At 41.2% G+C, this 19,106-nt stretch carries 16 protein-coding genes, 8 tRNA genes and 1 pseudogene; 17 read left to right on the top strand and 8 right to left on the bottom strand.

Annotated features, from left to right (window positions below):
• Window position 1 precedes the first annotated feature (1 nt).
• The 6 genes and pseudogenes from PSH41_RS15605 to hemA form a co-directional block, all read right to left on the bottom strand.
• Window positions 2-829 carry a tetratricopeptide repeat protein gene (locus PSH41_RS15605; RefSeq protein ID WP_004588840.1) on the bottom strand — a complete coding sequence of 276 codons (828 nt, stop codon included), beginning with the start codon at window positions 827-829 and terminating at the stop codon, window positions 2-4.
• A 341-nt stretch (window positions 830-1,170) separates the two neighbouring features.
• Window positions 1,171-1,545 carry a SirB2 family protein gene (locus PSH41_RS15600; protein WP_024034187.1) on the bottom strand — a complete coding sequence of 125 codons (375 nt, stop codon included), beginning with the start codon at window positions 1,543-1,545 and terminating at the stop codon, window positions 1,171-1,173.
• A gap of 314 nt (window positions 1,546-1,859) precedes the next feature.
• A pseudogene (locus PSH41_RS15595) lies at window positions 1,860-2,801 on the bottom strand (DUF3369 domain-containing protein); the annotation flags it as partial.
• Between the two features lie 57 nt (window positions 2,802-2,858).
• On the bottom strand, window positions 2,859-3,698 hold the full coding sequence (gene prmC / locus PSH41_RS15590; protein ID WP_248534271.1) for a peptide chain release factor N(5)-glutamine methyltransferase: 840 nt from the start codon (window positions 3,696-3,698) through the stop codon (window positions 2,859-2,861).
• A gap of 2 nt (window positions 3,699-3,700) precedes the next feature.
• Window positions 3,701-4,786, bottom strand: coding sequence for a peptide chain release factor 1 (prfA, locus tag PSH41_RS15585; RefSeq protein ID WP_004588836.1), 1,086 nt, complete (start codon window positions 4,784-4,786; stop codon window positions 3,701-3,703).
• Between the two features lie 7 nt (window positions 4,787-4,793).
• Window positions 4,794-6,050, bottom strand: a complete 1,257-nt coding sequence (hemA, locus tag PSH41_RS15580; protein WP_004588835.1) for a glutamyl-tRNA reductase — start codon at window positions 6,048-6,050, stop codon at window positions 4,794-4,796.
• 83 nt (window positions 6,051-6,133) lie between these two features.
• On the opposite strand from hemA, the gene lolB reads away from it, so the two are divergent.
• The 14 genes from lolB (at window position 6,134) to PSH41_RS15510 (ending at window position 12,897) form a co-directional block, all read left to right on the top strand.
• Entirely contained in the window at window positions 6,134-6,721 is a 588-nt protein-coding gene (gene lolB / locus PSH41_RS15575; RefSeq protein ID WP_126007650.1) for a lipoprotein insertase outer membrane protein LolB, read from the top strand.
• A gap of 2 nt (window positions 6,722-6,723) precedes the next feature.
• Window positions 6,724-7,581, top strand: coding sequence for a 4-(cytidine 5'-diphospho)-2-C-methyl-D-erythritol kinase (gene ispE, locus PSH41_RS15570; RefSeq protein ID WP_064384843.1), 858 nt, complete (start codon window positions 6,724-6,726; stop codon window positions 7,579-7,581).
• Between the two features lie 90 nt (window positions 7,582-7,671).
• On the top strand, window positions 7,672-8,619 hold the full coding sequence (locus PSH41_RS15565; RefSeq protein WP_004588832.1) for a ribose-phosphate pyrophosphokinase: 948 nt from the start codon (window positions 7,672-7,674) through the stop codon (window positions 8,617-8,619).
• Between the two features lie 151 nt (window positions 8,620-8,770).
• Window positions 8,771-9,385, top strand: a complete 615-nt coding sequence (locus PSH41_RS15560) for a 50S ribosomal protein L25/general stress protein Ctc (protein ID WP_004588831.1) — start codon at window positions 8,771-8,773, stop codon at window positions 9,383-9,385.
• A gap of 18 nt (window positions 9,386-9,403) precedes the next feature.
• Complete coding sequence (pth, locus tag PSH41_RS15555; protein ID WP_024033868.1) at window positions 9,404-9,988, top strand: aminoacyl-tRNA hydrolase; 585 nt, start codon at window positions 9,404-9,406, stop codon at window positions 9,986-9,988.
• Window positions 9,989-10,021: 33 nt separating this feature from the next.
• On the top strand, window positions 10,022-11,113 hold the full coding sequence (gene ychF / locus PSH41_RS15550; RefSeq protein WP_004588829.1) for a redox-regulated ATPase YchF: 1,092 nt from the start codon (window positions 10,022-10,024) through the stop codon (window positions 11,111-11,113).
• 747 nt (window positions 11,114-11,860) lie between these two features.
• Window positions 11,861-11,937, top strand: a tRNA-Met gene (locus tag PSH41_RS15545).
• A 67-nt stretch (window positions 11,938-12,004) separates the two neighbouring features.
• Window positions 12,005-12,089, top strand: a tRNA-Leu gene (locus PSH41_RS15540).
• Window positions 12,090-12,126: 37 nt separating this feature from the next.
• A tRNA-Gln gene (locus PSH41_RS15535) sits at window positions 12,127-12,201 on the top strand.
• Between the two features lie 5 nt (window positions 12,202-12,206).
• A tRNA-Met gene (locus PSH41_RS15530) sits at window positions 12,207-12,283 on the top strand.
• A 92-nt stretch (window positions 12,284-12,375) separates the two neighbouring features.
• Window positions 12,376-12,460 (top strand) — tRNA-Leu (locus PSH41_RS15525).
• A 40-nt stretch (window positions 12,461-12,500) separates the two neighbouring features.
• Window positions 12,501-12,575, top strand: a tRNA-Gln gene (locus PSH41_RS15520).
• A gap of 123 nt (window positions 12,576-12,698) precedes the next feature.
• A tRNA-Leu gene (locus tag PSH41_RS15515) sits at window positions 12,699-12,783 on the top strand.
• A 39-nt stretch (window positions 12,784-12,822) separates the two neighbouring features.
• A tRNA-Gln gene (locus PSH41_RS15510) sits at window positions 12,823-12,897 on the top strand.
• A 4-nt stretch (window positions 12,898-12,901) separates the two neighbouring features.
• Here PSH41_RS15510 and PSH41_RS15505 read toward each other — a convergent pair.
• Window positions 12,902-14,491 carry a putative bifunctional diguanylate cyclase/phosphodiesterase gene (locus tag PSH41_RS15505; protein ID WP_273589858.1) on the bottom strand — a complete coding sequence of 530 codons (1,590 nt, stop codon included), beginning with the start codon at window positions 14,489-14,491 and terminating at the stop codon, window positions 12,902-12,904.
• Window positions 14,492-14,647: 156 nt separating this feature from the next.
• A complete protein-coding gene (locus PSH41_RS15500) occupies window positions 14,648-15,829 on the bottom strand; it encodes an FAD-dependent monooxygenase (protein ID WP_273610353.1) in 1,182 nt (393 codons plus the stop codon).
• Window positions 15,830-16,073: 244 nt separating this feature from the next.
• Here PSH41_RS15500 and miaB point away from each other — a divergent pair, with 244 nt between their 5' ends.
• Genes miaB through ybeY form a run of 3 tightly spaced genes read left to right on the top strand, consistent with a single transcriptional unit; the run spans window position 16,074 to window position 19,101 of the window.
• The gene (miaB, locus tag PSH41_RS15495) at window positions 16,074-17,522 is read left to right on the top strand and encodes a tRNA (N6-isopentenyl adenosine(37)-C2)-methylthiotransferase MiaB (RefSeq protein WP_029774570.1); all 1,449 of its coding nucleotides are present in this window, start codon (window positions 16,074-16,076) and stop codon (window positions 17,520-17,522) included.
• A 57-nt stretch (window positions 17,523-17,579) separates the two neighbouring features.
• The gene (locus tag PSH41_RS15490) at window positions 17,580-18,638 is read left to right on the top strand and encodes a PhoH family protein (RefSeq protein ID WP_273589860.1); all 1,059 of its coding nucleotides are present in this window, start codon (window positions 17,580-17,582) and stop codon (window positions 18,636-18,638) included.
• A 4-nt stretch (window positions 18,639-18,642) separates the two neighbouring features.
• A complete protein-coding gene (gene ybeY, locus PSH41_RS15485) occupies window positions 18,643-19,101 on the top strand; it encodes an rRNA maturation RNase YbeY (RefSeq protein ID WP_024033864.1) in 459 nt (152 codons plus the stop codon).
• Window positions 19,102-19,106 lie beyond the last annotated feature (5 nt).

The following is a 19,106-nucleotide window of genomic DNA, read 5'->3' as shown; positions in this document are numbered from 1 at the left end:
CTTAATGGTGTGTTTTATTATTATCTTCAAGTTCTTCTAGTTGATGCTGAATAATCTCGATTGCCGGATCGTCCGGGCACTCATCAATAAAAAACTGTAAATCATCGCGTGCCATTTTAGGACAATCTAACTGATTGAGTAAGTAACCTCTGTCGCGTCTCTCGTACGGGTCATCGCCTAATAGCTCCATTAGCAACTCAACACATACCAGCGCGTGGCCAAATTTATTTTCGCTAATAAACGACCATTTTTGCTGCGCTAAAAACAATTTATAAACTTCATCGTTATAAATAAGTTCAAGTGGCTCTTGCTCTTGGCCATTTTCTTCATCCGCATTTTCAGGAATGATGTACCAGCTTTGTTGCCCACTGCTAGGCTCAATAATGTAGCCTTCTTCATCACTTATTGCGACATGCACGCTAATATCACCCTGGTTAATACACACACTGGCATCTAATTGCGCTTGCTCAAGCAAATGGCTCAATAAAATACCTAATGTGGTTATAGAGCCGCTGCGCATAGTGAGTGTATAGCTTAAGCTATTTATTTTATGCTCTGGCACCTTTAGCCCAGAGGCGCTAAATAGCCATTTGCTATAAAAAATATCAAGAAGGGCTTCTAACCTATCGTGTGGGTCTTTTTGCTTTGCGCACATAGCAGTGATCTGCTGCTCAAAGTCAGTTAATACAGAAAAAGTTGGCGCTAAATCTATTTGAGGGTCCCATTTCGACTCTGCATTAATACACCGATAAAGTGGCGGTGGAGTAAATTCATCATATGCATCATCTAAATAAGATTCGTCGTGTTCGTCATACCCGAGGGTGGTCATCAATACTGCAACATTTATTAAAAAACGAAGGCGTAGTTTACCTAATTTTACGGATAGATACCAATACAGCGAAGCTCCCACCCGTAATTATACCCCAGAGGTGTGCTTTATAGTAAAAGGAGTAGGCCAGCCTAGCTGAAAAATGGTGAAGGCTATGAGACGTGCAGAGGTGTATTAACTGTGTTAACTGTTACTTAAGTTCCTTGGGGGTTTAAGTTCCTTAAGAGTATTAGCTCCTTACGTTTAAGCTCCTTGCGTATTTAAGTCCCTTGCCTTTAAGTATAGTGCGTGTTTAAAAAGTATATACACGCACCGACACTTAACTTGCAACAAAGTAGGTATTATAAAAGTAGCGGCGATTTTGCCGTTGCCAAATACCCTATCGCTAAAATCACAATCGTGTTAACTACCACATACATAATTTTTGGCAGCGTATTAGTTTGTTTAGCACTAATAATACCTATCGCAATATAAATCACTACAAGCACTATTTTTTCTAATAACCATAGTTGCTCAAAGGGGTTTATTTTTGCCATGAACACCAATGTTATTGCAGAAATAAGTAATAAAGTGTCAATGCTGTGACTGCCAATAAAAACCAGTTTATTTTTGGCAAGCTTGCCACTGCCCATACGCGAAAAAGAGCGGATGTAAAATAAGATAACGCTTAGCATAGCAATTGCCATGTGTGAGTGTTTTACTGCTAAATAATCCATAAGCCTCAGTACTTTTTGTTTTGTTAAATTTAGTTAAGTGCGTTTAATACCATTCCGCTTAATTAAGTGATCTATTTTGAGGATGGAAAAACGTGTTGATAGCTAGGCAAAAAATTTGCTATTTAGTTGTTCTAAATGAGAATTTTTTAACGCTGATAGCAACACGTTTAGCCCCCTCAAAATGATTAAGTATTATTGCTGCTTGGTATAATACCAAGTACTACGCACTGCTTTGGCTATTATGCCTCACAAACTAAAAAGCACATAGTCGCAAGGCTATGTGCTTTTTAAATTTATAGTAACGATTAACGTTGTTGTCGTTGCACGTTCTCAAATGCTAGTTGTACATTTTGCGAAAAAATCTCAATTAAATTACGTTGCGTATCGGTTATATTTTTAGGGATCCCCGATATAAATAACATCGAATTGTGATTGTACTCGCTGCTACAATAAGCAAATAAATAGTTATCTTTATAAATTATGCTTTTATCTTTAAGTGCTTGATGACACGCCTCTAGTTGCTCGTTTTGCAGCACAGCATCTAACTCTTTACCCTCGCTTTGCTCAAACTCACCCGTACCAGAGCGTACTATTAGCTTATCGTTACTATTTTCTTGCGTATTCTGCGCCACTAACGTAGTGGCATACACCGCTTGATCGGCAATGCCTAATAACGAAGTAAGTTGCTGCATCACCCCTTCAATAAACTGCTCTATTGAACGTGTGGCAAATATATCGCGCGAGGCAACAATAATTTTTTCAAGCCCTTCGCGAGATTGCTCTATAGAAATAATATCGCGATACGAGCGTAAGCTCGACATAATCACAGTAAACAGCTTTTGCGCTGTCAGCTCTGTTTTCGATTTATAGTCGTTAATATCGTAATTAATAATGACTTGGCGCTCAGGCGCCTGCCCAGGCTGACCGGTTCTTAAAATAATGCGAATATGATTATTATTAGCTTCTTCGCGAATAAATTTAGCAACCTGTAACCCAGCGTCATCTGTTTCCATTACCACATCTAGCAGTACAATAGCGGCATCTGGGTGCGCATTTATTAATTCTTTTGCTTCAGCGCCCGAGTATGCGCTTAAAAATTCTAAACGTTTGTTCTGAAATTCAAAATCACTCAACGCAAGCTTTGTAACAGCATGAACTTCAGGTTCGTCATCAACGATTAATACTTTCCAAGTGCCAAGCTCTACTTCACTTTCTAACTCATCTGGCTCATCTGAAAATAAAAAATCACCCATCATATTAAAGGTTCCTTAATGCATTTATAGAACACACAATCATGGCTGTTTATTATCAAATTAAGGCCACTGTGCGAGCGTTACACGATCGTTATTTCCCAAGTCTTTTACTGTTTTAATATTTATATACGCCATTTGCTTAAACAAATGCCGAACAGCTTCACCCTGTTCAAAACCATGTTCTATTAAAAGATAGCCACTAGGGAGCAAATAGTCACGTGATTGTGTAATTATTTGTTTTATATCAGCCATTCCTGCCTCATCGGCCACTAACGCAGAAAGAGGTTCAAAGCGCACATCCCCTTCTTTTAAATGTTTATCGTCGTGTTCAATGTACGGGGGGTTGGTCACAATTAAATTAAACTGCTCATTTTTCAGCGCGCTAAACCAGTTACTTTGCTTAACTTGCACATTATTAATGGCTAAACGCTGCTGATTCCGAGTCGCTAAGGCCACCGCATCTGCTACTTTGTCGACTGCTGTAATTTGCCATGTTGGCATTTCACTACCAAGTGCAAGTGCAATAGCGCCGGTGCCAGTGCCTAAATCAAGCACTTTTGCTTGCTCAGGCACGGTAAGTGCTAAAGCTTGCTCAACGAGTGTTTCGGTATCAGGCCTAGGAATAAGCGTCGTTGCATTCACCTCGAGCGCTAAGCTCCAAAATTCGCGCTGGCCAATAATATGCGCTACGGGTTCACCATTTAAACGCCGTTCACAAAATTCATCATATTGGCGCTGTTCGTCGCTGCTAAGTAGGTTATCTGGCCAGGTAAATAAGTAACTGCGGGGTTTTTGAAGAATATGTAACAGCAGTACTTGTGCGTCTAATTTAGCGCTGTCGCTAGTTGGTGCAAGTTTAGTTGCACCAACCGCTATTGCCTGCTCAAGCGTGTGGCTCACAATTACTCATCGCCCATTGCGGCAAGTAAATCAGCTTGATGCTCTTGCATTAATGGATCGATAATTGCGCCTAAATCGCCAGTTACCACTTCGTTTAAGCGATAAAGCGTTAAATTAATACGGTGATCGGTAATACGCCCTTGCGGGTAGTTGTAAGTACGAATACGCTCAGAGCGATCGCCGCTACCCACTAAGTTACGACGCTCAGAGGCCTCAGCCGCATGGCGTTTTTCATCTTCGGCTTGCTGCAAACGCGCGGCAAGTACCGACATCGCTTTAGCGCGGTTTTTATGTTGCGAACGCTCATCCTGACACTCAACCACAACACCCGTTGGAATATGAGTAATACGAATTGCCGAGTCGGTTTTATTTACGTGCTGACCACCGGCGCCGGAGGCTCTAAATGTATCTACTTTTATATCGGCGGTGTTTATTTCAATGGCTTCTGCTTCAGGAATTTCGGCCATTACTGCAACCGTACACGCAGAGGTATGTACACGCCCCTGCGACTCAGTCTCTGGTACACGCTGTACACGGTGAGCGCCCGATTCAAACTTAAGCTTACCGTACACACCTTCACCGCTAATGTTTGCTATAACTTCTTTGTAGCCGCCGTGTTCACCTTCGTTGGTGCTCACCACTTCAACTTTCCATTTTTGTGTTTCGGCGTAACGGCTGTACATTCTAAATAAATCGCCTGCAAAAATAGCCGCTTCGTCACCACCGGTACCCGCGCGTACTTCTAAAAATACATTGTTGTTATCTTTAGGATCTTTAGGAAGCATAAGCACTTGTAGCTCATCTTCTAATGATAAAATTTGCGCTTTAGCTTCTTTGTATTCTTCTTGCGCCATTTCACGCATATCTGGGTCTGAATCTTTTAACATTTCTTCAGCAGTCGCTACATCGTCTTGCGCTTGTTGGTATGCTAAAAATGTTTTTACAATTTCTTCAAGCTCAGAGTATTCTTTTGAAAGAGCACGAAAGCGGTTTTGATCACTAATGACCGACGGATCGCTCAGTAGCGCTTGTACTTCTTCGTAGCGCTCTACTAAGGTTTCTAATTTACGATATACAGACTCTTTCATTTAACTGTTATTCCTGATCAATACCTAACATTTTTTTCAACTGAGTTAGTTGTGCCACTTCACCTTTTTTAGCCGCATCTTGAATTGCACGGGTAGGCGCGTGCATTAAGCGGTTGGTTAATTTATTGGCCAACTCTAATATAATTTTTTCTGCGTCTTTACCTGTATTTAGCTGGCTAACCGCCCGCTCAACAAGTTCTGACTTAATGGTTTGTACGTCGTTTCGGTAGTGGCGAATTAAATCAACCGAATCGAGAGAGCGAACCCACATTTCAAATTCTTTTACGCGCTCGCTTATTATTAATTGTGCTTGTTCCGCCGCCTGTTCACGCGCGGCCATATTCTCGCTTACAATGGCTTGTAAGTCATCAACGGAATATAAATAGGCTGCGTCAAGCTCGCCTACTTGGCTTTCTATATCGCGCGGTACGGCAATATCAATAAACAGCATAGGTTTATGGCGGCGCTGTTTTAATGCTTGCTCCACCACCCCTTTACCTATTATTGGTAACGTACTGGCGGTTGAGCTAATAACAATATCGGCTTTGTGTAAACGCTCAGGTAGTTGTGCCAGCGCAATCACATCGGCCGACACTTCCTGCGCTAAACCGCGTGCACGCTCAATGGTTCTGTTGGCAACCGTAATTTGTTGCGGCTCATTTTGATATAAATGTTTAGCTACAAGCTCTATTGTTTCGCCGGCACCAATTAATAACACATTGGTTTTATCAAGCTTGCCATAAATATGTTTTGCTAAATTAACCGCAGCAAACGCCACCGACACAGCACTGGCACCAATATCGGTGTCGGTACGGACCTGCTTAGCTACCGAAAAGGTTTTTTGAAACAACCTGTCAAACTTAACGCCTACAGCATCGTGTGTTTTGGCGCTATGATAAGCTTGCTTAATTTGCCCTAAAATTTGCGGCTCGCCCAATACCAATGAATCTAAGCCGCACGCAACACGCATTAAATGATTAATGGCTGCATCACCTTGGTGGCAATATATATTTTTGCTCAGTTCGTGTTCATCCAAACCATGGAAACTGGCAAGCCAGGCTAGCAGTGCTTGGGAATTTGACTGCTCAAGGCTACAATAGATTTCGGTACGGTTACAGGTAGATACAATAACGGCTTCGTTAAAGTCGGCATGACCGCTTAATTGCTGGAGCGCCTCAGACATTTGCTCAGGCGAAAAAGCCACTTTTTCACGTAATTCTACGGATGCGGTTTTGTGATTTATACCAAGTGCTATGATGGTCATATTTGCCAAATATTGCTGCGCCCTACTTTAAAGGCGGCAATTTTACCAAAAATCAGCGGAATATGGAAAGTAAGGAACAACATTTGATTAGACATTATTTAATTTTATTCACTCTTTTTTTGTTTTTAGCGGGCTGCGCCCACCAAATTGATACAAAAACAACGCTTTACGATGATTGGAAACCACGCTTAGCAGCGCAAAAAACCTGGCAAGCACAAGGTAAATTAGCGTTTATAAGCCCTGATGAGCGCCAATCTGCAAACTTAAATTGGCAACAAGACGAAAAACAAAACAACTTAGTGCTCACTACATTTATTGGTACTCGTATATTGTCGCTTAAACAAACCCGCACAGGTGCGGTACTTGATTACGACGATAAAACATACACAGATACTAACGCCGCGTTATTATTAAAACGCTTAACCGGTTTTGACCTGCCAGTTGATAACGCTGATAACTGGTTAAAAGGCACGTTAATGTCGCAAACATTAAAAGTAGACGAACTTGGCCGTGCACAACAAGTTATTTGGTACGATAACAGCAATAAAAAGTGGCAAATAACGTATTCAAACTATAAACAGCAAGGTGGCTTTTGGGTTCCTGGCAATGTCACGCTAAAACATCAGCAAATTAAAATCAAAATTCAACTCTACAATTGGCAATTTAATTAAGTATGAATACTAAAACAGCTTTTTCGGTCATTGCACCGGCAAAACTTAACTTATTTTTACACATCAATGCGCGCCGTGATGACGGTTATCACGAACTAGAAACCTTATTTACCTTTTTAAATTTTGGCGACACACTCGACTTTTCAGTTAACGAAGCGCCCACTATTTTAATAACGGGTGATACGAAAGGCATAGCAGATTGCGATAATCTCATCTATAAAGCCGCGTTATTGCTTAAAAATCACTGTGGCATTTCATCAGGTGTAAAAATAAATCTCACTAAACGTTTACCTATGGGTGGCGGTGTAGGAGGCGGTTCATCTGATGCAGCCACCACGTTACTTGCACTTAATAAAATGTGGAATACACAACTAGATATTGATGAATTAGCAAACTTAGGCTTGCAATTAGGCGCCGACGTACCGGTATTTATTCGTGGTAAAAGCGCCATAGCACACGGTATTGGCGAACAATTGGTTGACGTAGAGCTTGAACAAAAATGGTATTGCGTTGTGCACCCTAATCAGCATGTCAGTACCGCTAAAATATTCACTCACCCAGATTTAAAACGCGATACACCAAAAATTTCAGGTGATTGGCGAACCCATAAATTAACCAACGATTGTGAGCCTTTAGTTAAAAAGCTCTGCCCCGAGGTTGAAAAAACCCTGCAGTGGTTGCTAAAATACGCCCCGTCGAAGATGACCGGAACAGGTTCATGTTGTTTTGTCGAATTTGCTAGCCAAGTTCAAGCACAAGATGTACTTGATAACCTCCCCCATACTTGGCAGGGTTTTGTTGCTTCTAGCGCAAATGTCTCACCTGCTCATACGGAGCTTGCCGCCATATTCGATCAATGAAGTAACGTACAAGTAATCATAAGTTAACGCGTAGTGGGTTTTACCTATTTACCCGTTAGTCCAAAAATTCAGTGCCTGAGGAACCCTACCGTGCCTGACATGAAGCTCTTCGCTGGTAACGCAACACCTGAGTTAGCTCAAAAAGTTGCAAAACGTTTGTATATTGAATTAGGCGATGCTGTTGTTGGCCGTTTTAGCGACGGTGAGATCAGTGTTCAAATAAATGAAAATGTTCGTGGCTCGGATGTTTTTATCTTGCAATCAACCTGTGCCCCTACTAACGATAACCTAATGGAACTTATCGTTATGGTTGATGCTCTACGTCGTGCATCAGCAGGTCGTATTACTGCCGTCATTCCTTATTTTGGTTATGCACGTCAAGACCGTCGAGTACGTTCTGCGCGCGTTCCAATTACCGCTAAAGTTGTTGCCGATTTCTTATCAAGTGTAGGTGTTGACCGCGTTCTTACGGTTGATTTACACGCTGAGCAAATACAAGGTTTCTTTGACGTACCAGTAGATAACGTATTTGGTAGCCCTGTATTACTTGAAGATATGGAAGAGCGTGAGTTTGAAGACGTTGTTGTAGTATCACCAGATATTGGTGGTGTAGTACGTGCCCGTGCTATTGCAAAACTACTTCACGACACAGACCTTGCTATTATTGATAAACGTCGCCCTCAAGCAAACGTTTCTCAAGTAATGCATATTATTGGTGATGTTGAAGGCCGCGACTGTATTATCGTAGATGATATGATTGATACCGGTGGTACTTTATGTAAAGCCGCAGAAGCACTTAAAGAACACGGTGCTAAACGCGTATTTGCCTATGCAACGCACCCTATTTTATCTGGCAAAGCTGCAGAGAACATTCGTAACTCAGTAATTGATGAAGTAATTGTAACTGACTCAATTCCGTTATCTGATGAATTAAAAGCGCTTGATAAAGTAAAAGTACTAACTCTTGCTGACATGTTAGCCGAAACAATTCGTCGCATCAGCAATGAAGAATCTATTTCAGCGATGTTTGAACACTAAAATCACACATTCGTTGGAACATATAAGCGCCTTTTGGCGCTTTTTTTGTATGTGTTGTTTATTTTATCGGGGGGCGGTGTTATGATAGCGCGCCTTTTGGGTAGGGACCTTGGTCGCAAAGGCCCTAACACTTTTAATTATTGGAGACATTATGTCTAACGAAACTTATACTTACAACGCTGAACTTCGCGTAGAAACTGGTACTGGTGCGAGCCGCCGCCTACGTCGCGAAGACAAAGTACCTGCTATCCTTTACGGTGCAGATAAAGAAGCGGTATCGCTTACTCTTGCTCATAAAGACATGATCAAAGCACAAGAAAGCGAAGGTTTTTACACGCACATTCTTACGCTAAATGTTGGCGGCGAGTCTGTTGAAGCTATCTTAAAAGATATTCAACGTCACCCATTCAAGCCAAAAATCACTCACCTTGATTTCCAACGTGTAGATGCAACTCACAAATTAGTAACTAAAGTTCCTCTTCACTTCATCGGTGAAGAAGCAGTTACTAAAGCTGGCGCAACTGTTGTTCACCAGTTAACTGAAGTTGAGATTTCTTGTCTTCCTAAAGCACTTCCAGAATTCGTTGAAGTTAACGTTTCTAATTTAGTAGTTGGTGATTCAGTTCACATTTCTGACCTTGAACTTCCTTCAGGTGTTCAGTCTGTTGAACTAGGTAAAGGCGAAGGCCACGACCTGTCAGTAGTTACAATCAAAGCTAACAAAGCAGCTCCTACTGAAGAAGAAGCTTCAGACGCTGCTGAATAATATTTAAGGTCTTGCACCTTGAATTCTATTCAAATGCTTGTGGGCCTGGCTAATCCAGGCCCCGAATACGCAAACACACGCCACAATGCAGGTGCTTGGTTCATTGAAGAACTCGCAGCACGCTACAACTGCACGCTCAAACACGATCCTAAATATCACGGCCTAACTGGCAAAGTGATCATCCAAGGCCAAGAATTCAAATTATTGATCCCCACCACCTACATGAACTTAAGTGGTAAAGCGGTCGGTAGTTTAGCCAATTTTTTCAAAATCCCCGTGGAAAACATACTTGTTGCCCATGACGAAATGGATTTAGACCCAGGCGTTGCCAAACTTAAAAAAGGTGGCGGTCATGGCGGTCATAATGGCTTAAAAGACATTATTGCAAAAATGGCAAACCAAAAAGATTTTATGCGTTTACGCATAGGTATCGGTCATCCAGGGCATCGTGAAATGGTTACCGGTTGGGTGCTTGGAAAAGCAGCCAAAGAAGACCAAGAAAAAATGGATGCAGCGGTTGATGAAGCAGTTCGTTGTATGGAAATACTTGCAAAAGATGGTGTGTTAAAAGCACAAAACAGACTACATTCTTTTAAACCATAATCGTTTAAACGAATCTTAACAAGGTATCTTACTATGGGTTTTAAATGTGGCATCGTTGGCTTGCCTAATGTTGGTAAATCAACGCTTTTTAATGCACTAACTAAAGCGGGTATTGAAGCCGCTAACTTTCCTTTTTGTACCATCGAACCTAACACAGGTGTAGTACCGGTACCCGATCCTCGCTTAGACGAGCTAGCAAAAATTGTAAATCCTCAACGTATTCTACCTACCAGTATGGAATTTGTTGATATTGCTGGTTTAGTAAAAGGCGCATCAAAAGGTGAAGGTTTAGGAAACCAATTTTTAGCAAACATTCGTGAAACGGATGCAATTGGCCATGTAGTTCGCTGTTTTGAAGACGAAAACGTAATTCACGTTGCAGGTACTATTGACCCTGCTGACGATATTGACGTTATCAATACCGAATTAGTACTTGCCGATATGGACAGCGCTGATAAAGCAATTTTCCGTAACGCTAAAAAAGCGAAAGGCGGCGATAAAGACGCTAAAGAGCAAAATGCAGTACTTGAAAAAGTTAAAGTACACTTAGACGAAGGGTTAACACTTCGCTCTTTAGAGCTTACTAAAGAAGAAAAAGCAGCAATTAGCTCAATTAACTTCTTAACTATTAAGCCTACTATGTACATTGCTAACGTAGCTGAAGATGGCTTTGAAAATAACCCACACCTTGACCGTGTACGTGCTATTGCAGAGTCTGAAGATGCTGTAGTAATTCCGGTGTGTGCTGCAATCGAATCTGAGCTTTCTGAACTAGATGAAGAAGACAAGCTTGAATTTATGGCAGACCTAGGTTTAGAAGAACCAGGCCTAAACCGTGTTATTCGCGGTGGTTACGAGCTATTGCATTTACAAACCTACTTCACAGCAGGTGTAAAAGAAGTACGCGCGTGGACTATTCCAGTAGGTGCAACTGCGCCGCAAGCGGCTGGTAAAATTCACACCGACTTTGAACGTGGCTTTATTCGCGCACAAACCATTGCTTATGACGACTACATTGCGTTTAATGGCGAAGGTGGCGCTAAAGAAGCCGGTAAAATGCGTCAAGAAGGTAAAGAGTACATTGTTAAAGATGGCGATGTAATGAACTTCTTGTTCAACGTATAATTACGCCTAAACAATCTGTTTATAAAAGCCCGCTTAATGCGGGTTTTTTTATGCCTTTATCTAAATAAGTTTTATCCCAAAAGACAAATAGCCTTAATTACTTTTGGCTTTTTATAGCAATTAGCATAATTAAGCGATCTATTTTGGGGATAGAAAAACCTGTTGATAGCTGGGAAAATTCGCTATTTAGTTGTTCTGAATGAGAATTTTTTAACACAGATAGCGACACGTTTAATCCCACAAAATGATATAAGTATTATTACGAATTGGTATTATAATAACGAGCTAAGTTAAATACTTTATTTAACGTAAGAAATACGCATCAGTAATAAGCAAATTGCCCTACCAACTGCCTCCACGCGGTGATTAATATGTAATTTTTAACGCAACTAGCGCACGTTATGGCGACTTAAAATGATTACATAGCCTGGTTGTTAAGTATCATAGCTTCATTCAATAGCTAAAATACTCAATAAACTCGGTTTTAATACAACTTGATCACAAAGCGACTGCATAAATACTCAGCAGTTTTTATATTAACGGTTTTAAGTTGTTATCACTTAGTGTACTTTGACAGTTGATTTACAGTTAAAAAAACAGCAAATTTATTAAAATTTAGCCTCTTAGCTTAATTTTCCTGCAAACAAACCCTGTTAAGTGTTTTTTTGCAAAAAAGGTGTTGACGGATTTGGGTCATATCAGCATAATACGCCCCGCACTCAGCGATGAAGTGATAACAAAAGAGATGGCTAAGTAGCTCAGCTGGTTAGAGCACATCACTCATAATGATGGGGTCACAGGTTCAAATCCCGTCTTAGCCACCATTTTTCTTTTGTTGCTCAATGAAGAGTTTAAAATAACTACCTCCCTTTGATTATTCAAAGTGAAAATGCGGGAGTGGCGGAATTGGTAGACGCGCTGGATTTAGGTTCCAGTATCTTAGGATGTGAGAGTTCAAGTCTCTCCTTCCGCACCATGTTCTGATATGAACTAAACTATCAATTGTTTTCTGTTGGGATATCGCCAAGCGGTAAGGCACCAGGTTTTGATCCTGGCATTCCCAGGTTCAAATCCTGGTATCCCAGCCAACAATGGCTAAGTAGCTCAGCTGGTTAGAGCACATCACTCATAATGATGGGGTCACAGGTTCAAATCCCGTCTTAGCCACCATTTCTTTTTAGAAGTGGCTCTGCAAGAGTTAAATTGCAGCTCAATGAAGAGTTTAAAATAACTACCTTTCTTTGATTATTCAAAGTGAAAATGCGGGAGTGGCGGAATTGGTAGACGCGCTGGATTTAGGTTCCAGTATCTTAGGATGTGAGAGTTCAAGTCTCTCCTTCCGCACCATGTTCTCGATAAGAACTAAAATAATCAGCTAATTCTTTGTTGGGATATCGCCAAGCGGTAAGGCACCAGGTTTTGATCCTGGCATTCCCAGGTTCAAATCCTGGTATCCCAGCCAATTTCTTCTACCAAAGAAATTGCTATAAAGAATGACAATATGCGGGAGTATCGGAATTAGCAGTTGTCTTGAATTAGACGCTGGATTTAGGTTCCAATACATTAACACCTGTGTATGTAAAATGCGGGAGTGGCGGAATTGGTAGACGCGCTGGATTTAGGTTCCAGTATCTTAGGATGTGAGAGTTCAAGTCTCTCCTTCCGCACCATGTTCTTATCTAGAACTAAAACTATTCCAAATTTAGCGTTGGGATATCGCCAAGCGGTAAGGCACCAGGTTTTGATCCTGGCATTCCCAGGTTCAAATCCTGGTATCCCAGCCAATTTCTATATTATCCTGTACTCTTCCTCATTAGCATATTTGTGTATAAACTCATTAATGTTTAATGGCTTGCTAAAATAATACCCTTGCAAATAATCACAATCCATTAGCGTTAATGTTTGTTTAAGATCGTTATCTTCTATTCCCTCTGCCACCACTTTACAATTAAGTCGCGTCGCTAAAAACAATGTCGATTCAACAATCGCATAATCTGCTATTTGAGTCAGCATGTCTTTTATAAATGACTGATCTATTTTTATTTGGCTTATTGGTAATTCTCGCAGTAATACCAAAGAAGAAAAACCAGTACCAAAATCATCTACACTAAATTCAAACCCTCTGCTATTTAGTTTTTGCATCATCGTGCGAGCGGCTTCTAGGTTTGTCATCATGGCGCATTCGGTTATTTCAAAAATAATTGCGTCGCTTAACGTTGGGTCATGCTTTACTAGTTCTTCAACAAACTCATAAAATTCCGGGCTTTCTAAATCTTTAGTAGAAAGGTTTACATGCAACGAACCTATAAACCCAGCTGCTTTTAACTCCTTTAAATGCTTTATTGTTTCTAGTAGCACCCATTTAGAAATATTTAATATCAACCCACTTTGCTCGGCAATGCCAATAAACACCTCAGGGCTAATAAAAGAGCCATCACTTTGCGGCCAGCGTATTAATGCCTCTGCACCATGTACTTCATCGGCTCTGGCATCAAAAATAGGCTGTAAATAAAGCTCAAATTCGTGGTTTTTAATGGCGTGCTTAATACGTGAGGTCATATTTGAAAGCTCATTTGCTCGGGTGCTCAGCGCCTCAAAGTAATGTACATACAGTTGCTGTGTGTCTTTAGCCTCATGCAGTGCTAAGTCTGCTTGCTTTAATAGCTCATTAGCGTGCGACGAGTGATTCGCAAAGGTTGTTATTCCCACAGTCACGTGTACACGTAAGCTATGCTCGTAAATATGAAATGGGTGTTTAGTTGATTTTTTTATTGCTTCAATACATAAGTTAATTGCCTCATTGGCTGAGTTATCAACAATAAGTGCAAATTCATCGCCGCCTAAACGGTACAGCTTGGCTATTCCCACAATATTATGGCTGAGTGTTTTTGAAAAAATGCTTAACAACATATCCCCTACTTTATTGCCGTATGAGTCATTAATCGATTTAAAGCGGTTTAAATCTATAAGCATTAAATAAAACGAAGGCTCGTATTTAACTTGTTTGTTAAGCACCTGAAAAAACTTTTTTCGATTAGGGAGGCCAGTTAAGCTGTCGTTTTCGGCAAGGGTTCGTTGACGTTTTGCAAAGCGGTCTATTTTTAAAATACTTTTATAACTAAGCTGAATAACTAAATAAACAAAAGCGCCGCCGCCAAATAAAATTAGCGATACGCTCATAGCAATAAATCCGGCTATATCGTTATTTACAAAATAATAAAGTACATACCAATAGCCCACTATAAAGCTAAAAATAAGCGCCAGTAGCAAAATCCACGAAACACGGTTAGTTTTTTTACAAATTTTTATTGTTGGCACAATGCTCAGCGTTAGTAGCAAAGCGCCGACAATGAGTATAAAAATAAAAAAATTATCCACAAACACACAACTTTTAATTGGTTAGTAGTTTGAGTATGGCAAAAAAACGCAATAACGGAATAAATTAATAGTGACAACTATGCAGTTGCCCAAGTGGCATAAGAAAGGGAGTGACTGGCTGTGCATTTATTAATTTAGCCAATCACTTAAGCGGATTTAATTAAGCTCCCCACTAATGGCGTATTTTAATACCCAGTTTTTTAAAGGACCGGTATTGTTAGCCATTTTTAAAAACTGGCTGCGTGCCCATTTTAGTGGCGTAATTTGATTAGAAAAACCAAAGTAACACGCATCCATCATGCTCATCATTAATAGGTTGGCTTTACGGCGGCTTCGCTCGTATTCTTTTAGTTTTAGCGGACAACCTATATCATCAGCATCTTCAAGTGCCTGTGCGAGTGCTACCACATCTTGAAAGCCTAAATTAACGCCTTGCCCGGCCAGTGGGTTAATTGTGTGAGCCGCATCGCCCACTAACACCAAACGCCCATTAGAGTAATTATTTGCATGCTGACGGGTAAGCGGAAATACCGCATGGTTTTGCACCTCAAAATCCCCTGCAAGAAGCGGAAACTTATTTAAAACATGCGCTTTAATTTGCTCAGCCGTTAACCCTTTAAAGTTTTGTAAGGTATTAGCGCTGTCGTACCAAATTAAATTAGCGTATGGCGCCTGCATAGGTAAAAAGGCTAACGGGCCTGTAGGGGTAAATTGTTGCCACGTTTTTACTTGCTGCGGCGCATCTAGCTTTATTAGTACGCCCATGCAGTGCTGCTGATACTGCCACCCTGTTACACCAATATTTGCCTTTGCACGTAGCTGCGATTGCCCGCCATCGGCTGCAATAACTAAATCAGCAGTGTAACGGGTATCGCCATAAATAAGGGTGATTGACGTTGTGTCTTGCTCAATAACACTTAAAGGTGCTGATTGTTCAATAACCTCAATATTATAATGTGCAAACTGCTGCCAAAGGCTTGCTTGTATTAAATTGTTTTCAATTAAATGACCTAAGTGCGAAGTATTAATATCAGCGCAATCAAATAATAGGTTGTCGCCACCGCGCTCAAATGCTTCTAACTGCGTGTAAGGTGCTAATCGGTTTTGCCTTAAAATAGGCATAGCCCCTAGCTCGTCCAGCAGGTTTTCTGAAAAACGGTTAATAGCCGATACCCGTATATCTACCTGATCACTTGCTAAAATGGCGTCGGCGTTAATCAGTTTTTTTTCTATTATTTGTACTGACTTTCCTTGCTGTGCAAGCTTTATGGCCATGGCCGCACCGACCATCCCAGCGCCTACAACAATCACTTTGTTTTGAGTCATGTTTTTCATCATTTGGTTAATACGTGAAACTGTTTTGATTGTACCGTAACTCGCCGCATTAGTGCGAGAGTATATAACTATCACGCTATTAAACTGCCTGTGTATTGATTTGAGATCACAAACATGAAAACTATACTTGGATCTGGGCGGGTATCCAGCTAAAATACGCGTCCTTTAAGTGAGCAACCTTGCTCCTTAATCCCGTTTTAAGCACATTTTTGTGCCACTACCGAATTGAACACGAGGCTATATTTCAATGAGCAAAAAGCTGCATATCAAAACTTGGGGTTGTCAGATGAACGAGTACGACTCTCAGAAGATGGCTGATCTTTTAGATGCAACCAACGGCTACCAGCTAACGGAAGAAGCAGCAGACGCCGACGTTATTTTACTTAACACCTGTTCAATTCGTGAAAAAGCGCAAGAAAAAGTATTTCACCAATTAGGTCGCTGGAAGTTATTAAAAGACGACAAGCCAGATTTAATTATTGGTGTAGGTGGTTGTGTTGCCTCACAAGAAGGTGACTCTATTCGCCAGCGCGCACCGTTTGTTGATGTTATTTTTGGCCCACAAACATTGCACCGTTTACCAGAAATGATTAAACAAGTGCAAGGCGACAAAGGCTCATCGGTGGTTGATATTTCGTTCCCAGAAATTGAAAAGTTTGACCGTTTACCAGAGCCAAAAGCAGAAGGCCCGTCTGCATTTGTATCAATAATGGAAGGTTGTTCTAAGTACTGTACTTTTTGTGTTGTACCTTACACCCGTGGTGAAGAAGTTAGCCGCCCATTAGATGACGTATTATTAGAAGTTGCGCAACTTGCTGAGCAAGGCGTACGTGAAGTAAATCTGCTTGGTCAAAACGTAAATGCATACCGCGGTGAAACACACGATGGCGAAATTTGTTACTTCTCAGATTTAATCCGTTACGTAGCAGCGATTGATGGCATTGATCGTATTCGTTACACCACCTCGCACCCGGTAGAGTTTACGCCAGATATTATTGATGCGTACGCTGATGTACCAGAGCTTGTTGATCACTTACACCTACCTGTGCAAAGTGGTTCAGACCGTATTCTTAATTTAATGAAACGCGGCCATACAGCGCTTGAGTACAAATCAACAATACGTAAGCTGCGTAAAATTCGCCCTAACTTAAGCATGTCGTCAGACTTCATTATTGGTTTCCCAGGTGAAAGCAAAACAGACTTTGAAGCCACAATGAACCTAATTAACGACATTGGCTTTGATATGAGCTTTAGCTTTATTTACAGTGCGCGTCCAGGGACGCCTGCCGCCGACTTACCTGATGACGTATCAGAGCAAGAGAAAAAAGAACGCTTATACCTACTACAAAACCGTATTACGCAAATGGCACAACAAATTAGCCGCCAAATGTTTGATACAGAGCAACGTATTTTAGTTGAGGGGCCTTCTAAAAAGAACCCAATGGAATTACGTGGCCGCACCGAAAACAACCGTGTAGTTAACTTTGTTGGCCCACACACAGTGATCGGCCAGTTTGTTGATGTACGTATTACCGAAGCGTTACCAAACTCTTTACGTGGCGATTTAATTCGTACAGAATCAGAAATGAACTTACGTCGTGATATTGCTCCTTCAGCTATTTTAACAAAAGCTGCAAGCGTTGAGCCAAAAATCGATACAACCAACGAAATTGGCGTAGCTACTTTCGTACCGTAGTTGTATAAATTCATTGCGCCAGTAACCCTTACTGGCGCACCCGAATAGGAAGTAATTTTGAGTAATCAGTTAAAAACATTAGAGATTTATTTAGAACCTGCCGACAACAAACGCCTTTCTTCTTTATGTGGCCCGTTTGACGAAAACATCAAACAAATTGAACGCCGCCTAGGTGTTGAAATAATCCACCGCGACAACTTTTTTAAAGTAACAGGTAAACTGCACTCAAGTGCCGCGGCCGTAGACATTTTAAAAAACCTTTATGTTGATACTCAACCTGTTCGTGGCGAAATTGGTGAAATAGAGCCCGACAACGTACATTTAGCCATTACCGAATCAAAAGCCCTAGAACAAGAAGTGCCGCAAAGTGCGTACGGCAAAGAAATGTTTATTAAAACCCGCCGTGGCGTAATTAAACCGCGTAACGACAACCAAGGTTTGTATGTTGCTAATATTTTGCATCACGACATTACCTTTGGGATTGGCCCTGCCGGTACAGGTAAAACATACCTAGCAGTTGCAGCCGCAGTAGATGCCTTAGAGCGCCAAGAAATACGTCGTATATTACTTACCCGCCCAGCGGTAGAAGCCGGTGAAAAACTGGGCTTTTTACCAGGCGATTTAAGCCAAAAGGTAGACCCATACCTACGCCCTCTTTACGATGCGCTATTTGAAATGCTTGGCTTTGAAAAAGTAGAAAAACTTATTGAAAAACACATTATTGAAATTGCCCCACTTGCTTACATGCGTGGCCGTACACTAAATGATGCGTTTATTATTTTAGATGAAAGCCAAAATACCACCGCCGAGCAAATGAAAATGTTTTTAACCCGTATAGGCTTTAACTCTAAAGCAGTAATAACGGGCGATATAACACAAGTCGATTTACCACGCGGTGCGCGCTCAGGCCTTCGTCATGCAATAGAAGTACTTAGCGATGTTGAAGAAATTAGCTTTAACTTTTTCCAATCGCACGACATTGTTCGCCACCCTGTTGTTGGCCGTATTGTCGAAGCCTACGAGCGCAATGACGAAAGCGAGCGACTAAAGCGGATAGAAAATCAAAAAGCCAAAGAGCAACTTGCCGCTCAACAGCCGCCTTCTACTAAAGAGTAATACCGTGAGCACCGAATTAGATTTACAAATAGCGTGTGAGTTTGACAACCTCCCGAGCGAAGAACAATTTGCACTGTGGGCCGATAAAGCCCTGAGCAAGTTTCGTGATGAGTCGGAGCTGAGCATCGTTATAAGCGATGAAGCCCAATCACAACAATTAAACAACGACTACCGTGGTAAGAATAAACCAACCAACGTGTTGTCGTTCGAATTTGAAGCACCGCCAGGCATTGATTTGCCATTAGTAGGTGATTTAATAATTTGCCCAGCCATTGTATTGGCTGAGGCAATCGAGCAAGAAAAGTCATTTCATGACCACTTTGCCCATATGGTTATTCATGGATGCTTGCATTTACTTGGATTTGACCATATAAAGAGTGAAGACGCTTTTGAGATGGAAAGCATAGAAAAGCAATTACTTGCAGAGCTAAACATAGCTGACCCATACCGGGACGAAATTTAAATTAA

The organism is Pseudoalteromonas sp. CST2 (assembly GCF_028599385.1).
Lineage (GTDB): Bacteria > Pseudomonadota > Gammaproteobacteria > Enterobacterales > Alteromonadaceae > Pseudoalteromonas > Pseudoalteromonas atlantica.
The sequence above is the reverse complement of the archived record's forward strand: the minus strand, read 5'-3'. Positions and strand labels throughout refer to the sequence as shown.